This window comes from Fulvivirga kasyanovii (assembly GCF_009711405.1).
GTDB classification, from domain to species: domain Bacteria; phylum Bacteroidota; class Bacteroidia; order Cytophagales; family Cyclobacteriaceae; genus Fulvivirga; species Fulvivirga kasyanovii.
Map to the genome: position 1 here is coordinate 1 of NZ_SMLW01000481.1, position 13,166 is coordinate 13,166.

Annotated in this window: 8 protein-coding genes; 5 read left to right on the forward strand and 3 right to left on the reverse strand. The window is 43.8% G+C overall.

The genetic code is table 11. From position 1 onward, the window contains the following. The 5 genes from E1163_RS08935 to E1163_RS08955 all read left to right on the forward strand — a co-directional run. The coding region (locus tag E1163_RS08935) for a BatD family protein (RefSeq protein ID WP_155171095.1) at positions 1–1,391 on the forward strand (1,391 nt) is incomplete at its 5' end. A 22-nt stretch (positions 1,392–1,413) separates the two neighbouring features. Beyond that, the gene (gene aroC, locus E1163_RS08940) at positions 1,414–2,493 is read left to right on the forward strand and encodes a chorismate synthase (RefSeq protein WP_155171096.1); all 1,080 of its coding nucleotides are present in this window, start codon (positions 1,414–1,416) and stop codon (positions 2,491–2,493) included. A 15-nt stretch (positions 2,494–2,508) separates the two neighbouring features. Next, positions 2,509–3,930: a dicarboxylate/amino acid:cation symporter gene (locus E1163_RS08945; RefSeq protein WP_155171097.1), complete on the forward strand. Its 1,422-nt coding sequence runs from the start codon at positions 2,509–2,511 to the stop codon at positions 3,928–3,930. 62 nt (positions 3,931–3,992) lie between these two features. After that, complete coding sequence (locus tag E1163_RS08950) at positions 3,993–4,577, forward strand: NifU family protein (protein WP_155171098.1); 585 nt, start codon at positions 3,993–3,995, stop codon at positions 4,575–4,577. 254 nt (positions 4,578–4,831) lie between these two features. After that, entirely contained in the window at positions 4,832–6,997 is a 2,166-nt protein-coding gene (locus E1163_RS08955) for a PAS domain-containing protein (protein ID WP_155171099.1), read from the forward strand. A gap of 7 nt (positions 6,998–7,004) precedes the next feature. Here the strand turns inward: E1163_RS08955 and E1163_RS08960 are convergent, their stop codons facing one another. The 3 genes from E1163_RS08960 to E1163_RS08970 are packed head-to-tail and all read right to left on the reverse strand — an operon-like array spanning position 7,005 to position 13,081. Further along, positions 7,005–8,432, reverse strand: coding sequence for a hypothetical protein (locus E1163_RS08960; RefSeq protein ID WP_155171100.1), 1,428 nt, complete (start codon positions 8,430–8,432; stop codon positions 7,005–7,007). Positions 8,433–8,485: 53 nt separating this feature from the next. After that, positions 8,486–9,856 carry a SusD/RagB family nutrient-binding outer membrane lipoprotein gene (locus E1163_RS08965; RefSeq protein ID WP_185156028.1) on the reverse strand — a complete coding sequence of 457 codons (1,371 nt, stop codon included), beginning with the start codon at positions 9,854–9,856 and terminating at the stop codon, positions 8,486–8,488. Between the two features lie 12 nt (positions 9,857–9,868). Then, positions 9,869–13,081 carry a SusC/RagA family TonB-linked outer membrane protein gene (locus E1163_RS08970; protein WP_155171102.1) on the reverse strand — a complete coding sequence of 1,071 codons (3,213 nt, stop codon included), beginning with the start codon at positions 13,079–13,081 and terminating at the stop codon, positions 9,869–9,871. Between the last annotated feature and the right edge of the window lie 85 nt (positions 13,082–13,166).

Consider the following 13,166-nt stretch of genomic DNA (forward strand, 5'->3'; position numbering starts at 1 on the left):
AGGCACAGGAAATAAGCATCACTTTAGGTCCGGATGAGATTGGTGAAAACCAAGCCTGGACGATTACGATCACTGCTTCCAACGAGCGCCTGAAAAGCTACGGCGATTTTCCTGAAATAGAGGGATTCCGCATGCGTGGCACATCATCATCATCCAGCACGCAAATCGTCAACGGCCAGATCTCTTCGTCACAGAGTGTGACCATGACTTATGCTCCGACGGGCCAGGGCACTTTTACCATAGATCCATTCCAGATCAAGATCAACGATAAAATGTACAGCTCTCCCGGAAAAACCGTAAAAGTGGGTCCTCCGGCAGAAAGGCAACAAAGAAACGACCCTTTCAGAAGCTTTTTTGATCACGACCCAGCCGACAGCTTCTTTGGAAGGGATGAAAAAACTGAGTTTGTAGACGTTAAAGAAGACGCTTTTTTAGCCCTAACAACAGATAAAGAAAGTGCTTATGTAGGTGAAGGCATCACCTCCACGCTTTCTTTTTACGTAGCTGATAACAATCGCGCGCCCCTCCAATTTCATGATTTGGGAAAACAGCTTTCAGATATTCTGAAAAAGGTACGTCCCGAAAATGCCTGGGAGGAAAACTTCAATATCGAAAATATTAATGGAGAACCTGTAACCATCGGTGGTAAGCGCTATACGCAGTATAAGATCTATCAGGGTGTATTTTATCCGCTGAATGCCGAAGACATCAGGTTTCCCTCTGTTGGCCTTGAAATGATCAAGTATAAAGTAGCTAAAAACCCCTCTTTCTTTGGCCAGAACCGCCAAGAGGATTTTAAAACGTTCTATAGCAAGCCCAAAACTGTACGGGTAAAAGAGCTGCCTCCCCATCCGCTCAGGGAACAGGTAGCTGTAGGCGACTACCTCCTCGACGAAAGAATAAGCTCCGGCGATCTGGAGACAGGCCAAAGTTTCTCTTACCAGTTCAATATCTATGGAGAAGGTAACATTTCTGCTATCAACGAGCCTTCCGTGGATAGTGACGAAAATTTTGATTTCTACGACCCGAACATTGATCAAAACATTAACCGCCGGAACAATCATGTGACAGGCTCAAAGTCATTCAGCTATTTTGGTATTCCAAAAGAACCAGGGCAGTATAATCTAAAGGATTATTTCAAGTGGATATTCTTCAACCCCAAAACTCAAAAGTATGACACTTTGATGTCTTCTCAGGTGGTGACGGTTACAGGGGAAAGTAAAAAGAATGAGTCGATCCAATCCAATGACCTGGGATCATTTTATGACAGAATAGAGGCTGAGAATAATCAATTAAAGAGTACTGACAGCTTTGAATGGATTAAAATCTTTGCCAACATTTTAATTTTAACTATGTTAGCGACCACAGCAATCATCATTTTTAAGAAATAAACCTACCAACAAGGTAAAAAAATTGGGAAATTCTTACGGCACCTTATTTAAAATATCCACTTTCGGGGAATCTCATGGCAAGGCACTCGGGGTCATCATAGATGGCTGCCCTGCCGGATTGGATATTAACGAAGACTTCATTCAGCAGGAGCTGAACAGAAGGAAACCCGGACAATCCAAAATCACGACACAAAGAAAGGAAGATGACACCTTTGAGATCCTCTCAGGGGTATTTGAAGGAAAGTCAACAGGTACACCTATCTGCATTGTAATCCATAATAAGGACGCAAAAAGCAAAGACTACTCCCACATAGCTGACAGATACAGGCCTTCACATGCAGACTACACCTACGATGTAAAGTATGGCGTGAGGGACTATCGGGGAGGAGGTAGAAGCAGCGCCAGGGAAACCGCAGCACGCGTAGCTGCCGGTGCCGTTGCCAAGATGATGCTGGAAAAGCAAGGCATCAATATCTCGGCTTACGTTTCTCAGGTTGGGGACATCAAATGCCCGGATTATCCTTCATTGGACCTCAGCCAAACCGAAAGCAATATTGTCCGTTGCCCTCATGCTGAGACGGCCGGGCAGATGATCAGCCTGATCGACGAGGTCAGGAAAAGCCAGGATACTATTGGTGGCATTGTTACCTGTGTAATTAAAAATACTCCGGCAGGACTTGGAGAGCCTGTGTTTGACCGGCTCCATGCCGAACTGGGCAAAGCTATGCTCAGCATCAATGCCGTAAAGGGTTTTGAGTATGGCAGCGGGTTTGAAGGTGTGAAAATGCGTGGCTCGGAGCATAATGACGCTTTTTATAAAGAGGGGGACAAAACAAAAACCAGAACGAACTATTCCGGAGGTATCCAGGGTGGGATTTCCAATGGAGAGGACATATATTTCAACGTAGCATTTAAGCCGGTGGCAACTATCATGCAAGATCAGGAGAGTATAAATGCTCAGGGTGAGGCTGTTACGATTAGCGGCAAAGGCAGGCACGACCCTTGTGTAGTGCCGAGAGCCGTACCTATAGTGGAAGCTATGGCCGCTCTGGTAATTGCTGATTTTTATTTGATAAACCAAACGGCTAAATTGCGCGACTAATTTTTATCCACTTTTATGAAGAATTTACCCCTACACATAAAAATTATCATTGGTCTGGTGGCCGGTATCATTTGGGCTTTTATCTCCAGTTATCTTGGCTGGAATGAATTCACCATCGACTGGATAGACCCACTTGGTCAAATATTTATTAAGCTTCTTAAGTTCATAGCCGTTCCCCTGGTATTATTTTCAATTATCGGAGGCGTATCCAGTCTGAGCGATATGTCAAAACTGGGAAGGCTGGGAGCTAAAACCCTCGGCTTGTACCTATTGACCACCGTTATAGCCGTTGGTATCGGTCTTGTACTTGTAAACCTGATCAAGCCAGGCACATTTACTGACGAAGCTCAAAGGGTAAAAAACAGAATATCTTACGAAAAATGGGTACAGGATACGCCTGGTGTGCCCCAACCTAAAGACGGCAGGCACTTTCTTACAGATCCCCAATACAGGCCTCTGGTCGAGGAAGTAACGAGCGCCAAAGAACTTGAAAAAATTGACGAAAAGAGTGCCGGTGTTGAAGATAAAATGGCTGCAGCAGAAAAAACCAAAGAGACCAGCCCTTTGCAATTTCTGGTAGATATCGTTCCTGACAATATAGTGGGCGCCATTTCAGATAATGGAGCTATGTTACAGGTGATATTTTTCGCCATCTTTTTTGGTATAACCCTGGCACTCCTTCCGGGTGAAAAAGCCCGACCGGTAATTGAATTTGTTAATTCTGTAAATGAGGCTTTCCTGAAAATGGTCGACCTCATTATGAAGATTACTCCATATTTTGTTTTTGCACTTCTGGCAGGTGTAATAGCTAAAATGGCAGATACTCCCAGGGAGGTGTTCGAGATTTTTAAAGGCCTCGGGTCATATTCAGTTACCCTGGTTATTGGCCTCTTCTTTATGGTGTTTGTTTTCTACCCTGTTGTAGTAACGCTATTCATTAAAAAACTAAGCTACAAGGAGTTCTTTAAAAACATCAGCCCGGCTCAATTTCTCGCTTTCTCTACCAGCTCAAGTGCAGCAACCCTGCCGGTAACTATGGAGTGCATAGAAGAAAACATGGGTGTATCGAAAAACATCAGCAGCTTTGTACTGCCCATTGGCGCTACGGTAAACATGGATGGAACCAGCTTATACCAGGCGGTAGCTGTTATATTTATGGCACAATTGCATATGGTAGACCTTTCTCTTGGCCAGCAGTTGACCATTGTACTTACGGCAACATTGGCATCCATTGGTTCCGCCGCAGTACCGAGCGCAGGGCTGGTAATGATGATCATTGTACTACAATCTGTTGGGTTAAACCCGGCATGGATTGCAATCATTTTCCCTGTAGACAGGATACTCGACATGTGCAGAACGGTAGTAAATGTTACCGGTGATGCCACAGTATCCACCCTTATTGCGAAATCAGAAGGAGAGCTGCCGAAATACAGTTGATATTGACTACAGAATGGAACCTTTATAAATAAGGTACGTTCTCCTAATTAAATATTGAAGTTATGGAAACAAAGAACATAGATAAGCGGGTTGTTAATCTTTACATGGAGTCTAACCCTAACCCGAACTCCTTAAAATTTGTTGCAAATTTCATGCTTTTGCCCGATGGTGTCAGCTACGACTTTCCCAGCGAAGCCGCGGCCTCAGAAGCACCTCTTGCCAGTGAGCTTTTTAAATATGACTTTGTGGATCGTGTGTTCTATATGAGCAACTTCATAACGGTCACGAAGAAAGAGGAGTTTGAATGGGAGGAGATCAAGGATCAGATCAAACAGCACATCCAGGTCTTTCTAGAATCAGGTAAGCCTATTATAAAGGACACTATACAGGATGAACAATTCGATGAGAACGACTCGGAAACTGTGAAAAAGATAAAAGGTATACTGGATGAATACATCAGACCTGCCGTAGAGCAGGATGGTGGCGCGATATCATTCCATTCATACCATGAGGGCGTTGTGAAAGTATTGCTCCAAGGCTCATGCAGTGGCTGTCCTTCTTCAACCGTTACTCTAAAAGCGGGTATAGAGAACCTATTGAAAAGAATGCTTCCTGAAATCCAGTCAGTAGAAGCGGAAGGAGTTTAACGATTTATTTTCCCATGATATGAGGCTATTTCATTTTTTTTGGAATAGCCTTCTTTTTTATCCCTGTCATGACTTTCTGACTGTGAATACTTTACTGTAGGTTCGTGTATAATCATGTGTTCCCTATCCAATAATTAATGCATATGAGTGTAGACTACCGCTTATCACAAATTGTAATTATTTGCAATACTGGTTATATTACAATGCGAAAAATTATTAGATTACAGCCTATTTTTTAAATGTAAAGAGCAAAAATGGAAGGAACTGAGAAGATCTCCGCAGAACAATTGAAATCATTCCACAACAGAGTTAACGAAGAGGCCGATTCCATTATCAACTACTTCATGGTCGGGTATTTTGTCTTTGGCCTTTTCTTGTCAATATTTTATAATACCTGGCTTTTAGGTATTGTCATGGGGGGTGTTTCTCTCGGGCTCTACTTTCTGGCCAAAACCTTCCTTTCAGGAAGGTTGATATTCAGGCTGATTGTGAGTTTCCTGTTTTGGAATTTCGGTACGCAATTCATTATTCAGCTTCACGGCATGTATGAAATGCACTTCTTCTATTTTGTTTCCTTGACAGTACTTTTATTCTACGAAGACTGGAGAGTGCTACTCCCCGCTGTGATCTATGCCATTATAGGTTTCCTGCTACTTTTCTATTTACAGCTAAGCGGGTCGGAATTCAACATGTATTTTGAAAATGTTCCTAACCTCACCATTAAACATGCTATACTGCACATTGGTATTTTATGCTTATACGCAGGCCTTTGTGTGCTTTGGTCTAAGCTGCAAAGAAGACAAACAAAAGGAGCTGGTGTAAACTTCCTGGAGATGGAAGAGCAATTAAAGCTTATGGATACCAACATTCACTTTGCCGATAGCATAAGCCAGGGAAACCTTAGTGCCAAGTATGGCGCTGATAAGGCCGATCGTCTGGGGGAATCGCTGATGAATATGCGATCCAGCCTGATAGAGGCATCAGAAAGAGAGGCTAAAGAGAAATTTGTAAATGTTGGACTGGCCTCAATTGGTGAGATACTGAGAAACAATGCGGATAACCTCGATGTATTATGCGACAATGTTATTGAAAAACTTGTGAATTATATGAAGGCCAATCAGGGAGGTATATTTATCCTTAACAAGGATGAAAACACTGATGAGACCTACCTGGAATTAATGGCCTGCAGAGCATACGAAAGAAAGAAGTACCTCGAGAAACGAATCGAGGTAGGCCAGGGACTTGTGGGGCAGGCTGCCATTGAGAAAGAGACTATTTACATGCTTGATATACCCAAAGGTTATCTGAACATAACGTCAGGGCTGGGGCTTGCAACACCGAACAGCCTGCTGATCGTACCTTTAAAGTCTAACGAAGAAGTGGTTGGGGTTATAGAGATGGCCTCCTTTGAAAAATTCAGCGATACAGATATTGAGTTTCTTGAAAAAGTAGGCGAGAGTATAGCCTCAACAGTTATCAGTGCCAAAACCAACCAGACAACGAAAGAGCTACTGGAGCAGAGCAGGCAAATGACAGAAGAGATGCAGGCCCAGGAAGAGGAGATGCGCCAGAATATGGAAGAAATGCAGGCCACCCAGGAAGAGATGGCACGGACACAAAAGGAGCTATCGGCAAAAGAAGCAAACCTCAATGCTTTGATCAATAATACCACCGACTCGATCATCACCATTGACAGAAATTACAGGATTGTGGTCATGAATGAAGTTCAAAAAGAAAGATATCGTGGCACTCAATATGAGGGGCTTCAGGAAGGTGCCAATGCTCTCGATATGCTGGGAAGTGTCCGTGAAGAGTGGAAAGCTTACTACGACAGAGCCATGGCCGGTGAAAGACTTGATTTTACAATTAAAAGCTCCGTGAAGGGTGAGGATGCCTGGAGGGAATATTTCATTAATCCTATTAAAGAAAAATCAGGTAGCATCATTGGAGCATCTATCTTCTCGAGGGATGTTACCGATAAGAAGAGAATGGAAGTTGAGCTGAAGAAAAAAGGCTTTGTACTTGATGCCATGATCAATAGTACCTCCAATACTTATTTTGCCCTGGATACCGACTATAAAGTTATTCTTGCCAACAATGTATTACGTGATCGCTTTAAGCAGCAGGGAGTAACTCTTCTGCCTGGTGACAACATACTGGACATAATGCAGGGCGATGCCAGAAAAATATGGAAAGAGCGATATGACAGGGCTTTGAAAGGTGAAGCCTTTACTATTGAAGAAACAAGAGAACTTAAAGACAAAACATTGTTTTTGAGCGCTCACTGCGACCCTATAAGAAATGAAGACGGTGAAATTATAGGGGTTTCAGTGGTATCGAGGGACATTACAGACCAGAAAGCTGCAATCGATAAGGTAGCAGAACTTACAGCGGAAATAGCTAAGCTGAAAGAAAAGTAATAGCAAATCAGTTATCATCTAACAGGCGCCGGATTTCCTCCCGGGCTATGATTGATTGAAAAGCTTGTTCTTGCTGAATCGCCCTGGTGGGAATACCAGGGCGATATTCTTTTACAGCCTTTAAGTGTTTTACTACTCCTTCCACATTCCCGGTTTGGGCATATAGCTTGGCCATACTCCAATGCCCCCATGTGCTTTGGGGTTCTACATAAAGCCATATCTCGTTTAAAATAATGGCCAGCTCATAATCTTGTCGACTTGCATAGGAAAAGCTGGTTTCAGCACACCTGGCCCATATCATGTTAAGTACACGCAGTGCCATGTTGCTTTTGTGCAAATCATCTTTCCGGGCCACATGCTTGAACCGGTCTATTTCATTTTTCCACCAATCCATGTCTTTCAAGGTAGAGTCATTAGTCGCTTTGAAACGGGTAAAAACAAGTTCGGTAAAAGCCTCTCCCATTTTAAACCGGTATTCCATCTCCTGGCTATTTATTTTTTCAATATTGCGCAGTTGCTTTTTATAGTCCTTACTTTCGGCAATGGATGTAATACGCTGGGTAACTTCATTTAAATCGAAATTCCCTTTGAAATTTTTTTCCAGACTTTCATAGATCCTGAGTGCCTCCACCAGGTCTTGCACATGATAGATGCTGTCTGCTCTGTCTTTGGTCAGGTGAAACAACCGTTCGGCAGAAAAAAATGAGCTTACGTTCATCTTCTTGTTATAAGCCTGAAAATCAAGCCAGTAAAGTGATTCTTTTAAAATTGATGCCGGTGGCCATTGGTGCCCTGCCGGAAAGGTAATAAGGTTATTGGTTATTCCTTTTTGATTGAGATCTTCCGTTACCTGCAAATGCTCCTGATAATTCATATCCTGATTTCCAACCAAGGCACAGTAAACGAACTTGCTATCTGCGCTGGGTTGGTACTGTGGCACATTAGGATATCCGGCTCCACAGGCTATTATCCCGGCTATCTTGCCTGTAATTACTGCGACTGATGTGGCTATTCTGGAGCCTCCTGAAAAACCAGATGTATAGACCCTTTCAGGATCAATTGAAAACCTCTCAAAAACATCCAGAAACATGGCATCGGCGGCATCAAAGGCAATTTCCCATGAGCCATTGCGGGAATTATTTGAACCCACCAGAATATATCCTAATTCCTCTGCGCCTTCCTTAAATTTACTTACAGGAAGATTGCCTCTTGCGGCGGGTTCAAAAATGATAATAACCGGCCACTTACGTTTAGGGTCATAATTGGATGGAAGGTAAAGTGCATAAGTCTGGGTACTGTCATGAGCACACATAACCGTGTCCGTAACCTGCCCCTTTGGATGGCTTTGAGCGTAGGTATTTGCTGACTCCACTTGCAGAATGATAAGAGTAAAAGCAAAAAGTAAAATAAGTGGATTTAAAACAGTACGTTTCATGGGGATGAAAAAGGGATTGCCTGTCTACGACAATCCCTTTATTTTAAGTCAAATTACTCATCCCACCAAACAGGTGTCTGCAAGTTGGGGGTTTTAATAGGAAGATTTGGCAGGTTCAACAACCTCTCTTCCTGAGGATATGGTAACCTTCTGGGTATTTCACCATTGGTATTAAATGCATTGGTACCGCCTTCAACAAAATCGAGTGCAGGATATCCGGTTCTTCTGTAGTCGTTCCAAACTACTATACTCTGAGAATAAGTAGCGATATACTTCTCGTCAATAAGAACCTCAAGCTTATCAGCAGCGGCAGTCCACCGCGCATCAAGGTCTGCCTGGTATGCCGCAGGTGTGCCTGACCCTGTAATTTTGTTGAATGAGGCATTAACAGCTTCATCCAAGGCAGCTTTGGCAGCAGCCTCATCCGGCGCAGCCTTCATCAAATGCGATTCTGCCTCAATGAATTTTACTTCAACATAGCTCATTAGCACTACAGGCGCGGCACTTACCGTATAGTACCCGTTAGCACCTTCGCCAAGCTCAAAAATATCGTTGATAAACAAAGCTTCGCGGGTATCATCCGCAGAGAATGCATTGATAAAGTACTCTCCCATTTTTATGTTACCTGCACGGCTTTGGCTGAACTGATACTGAGGGTTGGTTTCATTGGCCCCGGAGCCAAAGTACATTTCAAAATCTTCACTGTTAGAAGAAATTGCATTGGGCAGCATGGCCAGAGCATCATCATAAGCTCCTGCATCCCTCTTAGCCATCTGGAAAGTATATCTCATTTTTAGCGTATGAGCTGCTGTAATCCACAGATCAAGGTCACCTCCAAATATCAGGTCATCTCCACCCGGACTTCCTCCTGGGCTCTCTGCAGCACTAAGCTTTGCAATGGCATCATCCAATAAGCCCGGAATGATAGTAGTGTAAAGTTCCTCCTGTGTATCATAAGTAGGCGCAAAATTTCCTTCATCGCCGCCAAAGGCATCAGTGTATGGTACGTCTCCGAATGCATCCGTAAGTGTACCTACCCCGGCAGCCATCAGAACTTTTGCCACACCTTCATAATGAGGTGCATTTTCCTCCTGCGCCTTCTCAATGATTACGTTTATGGTATTCAAAGAATTATGGTACATTCTCTGCCAGACACCGTCCATATCGGCATCCCTGATCAGGTACTTATAGTTATCCTGCTGTTGGGCATTTATCCCCTCAAACTGCTGTGTGAGCAGACCACTTATCCTAACCATTTCTCCACCTATAGCCCACGACAGTGCCGCCTCACCTGATGGCAGCAATGCCGACATGGCCACATCAGTAGGTACTGCCGGGTCTACGTTGGTATCTCCAAATTCGCAGGAGGTCACCACGGTAACGGCAAAACATATGATGAATAATCGTTTATATATCTTTTTCATAATTATCATGCTTTAAAAAGTGAGATTTACATTCACGCCATAGCTCTTGGTATTGGGGTTATTGAAATAATCATAACCAATTACGTTGCTGGAATCTCCCGTCAGGTTGGTTTCAGGGTCAATACCTGTATAATCCGTGATCAGGAAAAGGTTCCTGGCAGTAAAACCAATGCTTACGGCACTGAAAGGCAATTTGCTCAACGTACTTGAAGGCAGATTGTAGCTCAGTGAAATATCCCTCATTCTAATCCAGGAACCATCCTCTATAGTAAGCTCCGTCAGGTTTACGAATCCATAGTTTTGATAGTAGTTAGTACCACCATCAGTACCTCCTTTAACCACTTCAATATTATTTGGGGTTGAAGTAGGAGTAATAGAACCATCAGAACCAACCTCACCAAGCACACCTGGGAAAATAACTCTCTCGTTCCTGTCAAGGGTTTCCTCTCCTACACCGAAGTTGTTCAACACACCTTTAGTTCCGTTGTATACGTCACCGCCTTCTCTGATATCCAGTAAAAAGCTAAGTGTAAGTCCTTTGTAGGTGAAAGTATTCCTAAAACCTATCAGGAAATCCGGATTCGGGTCACCAACAATGCCCTGCGTAGGATCTTCAAATGGCATTCCATCATCAGGATTGATTACCATCTGGCCATTTTCGTCGCGCAAAAAGCGGCTACCGAAGAATATTCCAAAAGGCTCACCTTCTGCAATACGCTGGGTTCCAAACGGATCTATGGTAATAAATGGAATTCCCTCCGCAAGTTTTTCAACCTTGTTTCTGATGCGCGTAAAGTTTATCCCTACATCATAGGTGAAGGCATCATTATCTATAATGCTGGCAGTAAGTGCTGCCTCGATACCTTTATTGGTCAATTCAGCAGAGTTAACTGCCCTTTGCTGCCAGCCACTCGCACTTGGGATAGTGATGTTCAATATAGCATCCGTAGTGGTAGCGTTAAAATAGGTGAGGTCTAAACCAATTTTTCCATCCAGGAATTGTAGATCTGTTCCAAACTCTATGGTGGTTGTGGTTTCCGCCTTTAATTCACTGTTGCCCAATAGGGAATTCGGATTAAAGGCATTTAAGCCCAATGCCGGGAAAATCACACCCTGAGGGGTAGTCCAGCCGTCTCGCACTCTTGATTGAACAAAGCCATTGTTGGTAACGGCAAACGGTGCATCATTACCCACTTGCCCCCATGAAGCCCTTAGCTTACCATAGGAAAAGAAGGTGCTGTTAATGCCGAACGTTTGTGTGAAGTCCCAACCGAAACTTGCTGCCGGGTAGAAGAAAGAGTTGTTCTCTTCCGGAAGCGTAGAAGACCAGTCGTTTCTACCACTCAGGTTTAAGAAAAACTGGTTGTTATAATTCAAGGTAACTGTTCCAAACAAACCATAAAGCTCCCTTCTGGTTACCCCTTCAGACACATTCACTGAAGTGGCACTGGCTATGTTAAAAAATCCAGGAGAGGCAAGCCCTTGCCCATCGATACGATTGATATGGATGTCTTTGTTATAATAGTTGTGACCAACAGTAGCGTTGAAATCAAATTTTTCAGAAAACTGCTTCTTAAATGTTACCAGGAAGTCTGAGTTGATGTCTTTACTACGAATAGTCATATTGATGACCTGGCCTACAGGCACACTCGATGAGTTGACATCATTTCTGAATATCCTGTCATCACCATAGGTATCAATTCCTAACCTGTACGTCACATTCAGCCATGGCGCAGCATCATAAGATAACTGAGTATAACCAATGACCCTGTTTACCTCGTCTGTAGTAAAGTTTTTATTTACAGTAAAGTATGGGTTGTCATAAATGCTTCCTCCACGATAAGCCCTTTGCGAGCCATCTTCAAACAGATAACCTGCACTGTTGTCAAAAGAAGGCGATGTTCTCAACAGTCCCAACATCACACCTGAAGTATTCGATCCATTTTGTACACGCTGTCCTCCTGACTGAATGTAGTTGGCGGACAAAGTTGCCGTAAAGTTTTTGAAAAGCTCGGCACTGGTAGTAGCCCTGAAGCTGGTTCTGGCAAACTCACTGTTGGGCATAATACCTGTCTGGTCGAGCCTGCCTACAGAGAAGAAATAGCTGGTTTTTTCAGTACCACCAGAAACGCTTAAATCATGGGTCATATTTGAACCATTCTCAAAGAAATCCTCAGCATTATTATAAGATTGAGCAACCCTGCTAGTAGCCCTTGGATCACCGGCAGGTACGATAAGGCCGTTTGGATCCCAAACAGAAGGCTCATTGGCATATCTAAGACTGGAAATCAGCGGTCCCCAGCTCTGGCTTTGAGTAGAGCCTGTCATGGCCGCCTGGAAAGTAGGCACACCTCCCTGCACGGAGCCCTGAGCATATTCGGTTTGCAGGTCAGGCAGCTTGTTAACTTTGTCGATAGTGTAGCCAAATGAATATTTCACTTTGGCGGCAGAGTTTCTCGAACCCTTTTTTGTGGTGATCACCACAGCACCATTAGCGGCACGAATACCGTATAAAACAGTGGCTGCGGGTCCTTTCAGTACGGTTAATGAGGCCACGTCTTCAGGGTTGATATCGATGGCACGGTTAGAGTTGGTCACACCACCTGAACCCAGATTAGACACATCATCTTCAGGGGAATCAAAGGTGTTAAATGTTGAGTTATCAATTGGAATCCCATCAACCACGAAAAGCGGGCCATTGCTGCCCTGTACCGACTTGTTACCCCTGATACGGATTTGAGCTGCCGAACCGGGAGCTCCCCCGGAACTGGTAACCTGTACACCCGCTACTTTTCCGCTAAGGGCTGCCACAAAGTTATTTTCGCCAGACTTTCTGACATCCTCAGCATCAACATTCTGAATGGAATACCCAAGCTCTCTTTTGTTGGCTTCAATACCTGCTGCAGTAACTACAACTTCGCTTAATTGGGTAATATCCGTAGTCAGGGCAACGTCAATCACTGACCGGCCGGATACCTGAACTTCTTCAGTTAAAAATCCAATAAACGAAAACAGCAGTTCAGCATCATCTGGAACGGTAATCTTATAATTACCGTCAAAATCTGTAATGGTTCCGGTGGTAGTACCTTTGACCAGAACGTTTACTCCCGGCAGAGAGCTGCCGTCCTCCTCTGAGGTCACTTTGCCCGATACTACTCGCTCCTGAGCCCAGGCCACAGGTATGGATAGTACCACAGCAAAACACAATAGTAAAATCTTCTTCATACAATATTGGTTTAGTTAGGAAATAAGAAAAAACCGAAGGCCTGAATAGACCAGGCACTTCGTATGATGAAGGTAAGAAGGGATA

Excerpts from the sequence above, each read along its gene's own strand:
- E1163_RS08950 (WP_155171098.1), top strand. The coding sequence starts at position 3,993 with ATGGAAACAAAGAACATAGATAAGCGGGTTGTTAATCTTTACATGGAG.
- E1163_RS08970 (WP_155171102.1), bottom strand. The coding sequence starts at position 13,081 with ATGAAGAAGATTTTACTATTGTGTTTTGCTGTGGTACTATCCATACCT.
- E1163_RS08965 (WP_185156028.1), bottom strand. The coding sequence starts at position 9,856 with ATGAAAAAGATATATAAACGATTATTCATCATATGTTTTGCCGTTACC.
- E1163_RS08955 (WP_155171099.1), top strand. The coding sequence starts at position 4,832 with ATGGAAGGAACTGAGAAGATCTCCGCAGAACAATTGAAATCATTCCAC.
- E1163_RS08945 (WP_155171097.1), top strand. The coding sequence starts at position 2,509 with ATGAAGAATTTACCCCTACACATAAAAATTATCATTGGTCTGGTGGCC.
- E1163_RS08960 (WP_155171100.1), bottom strand. The coding sequence starts at position 8,432 with ATGAAACGTACTGTTTTAAATCCACTTATTTTACTTTTTGCTTTTACT.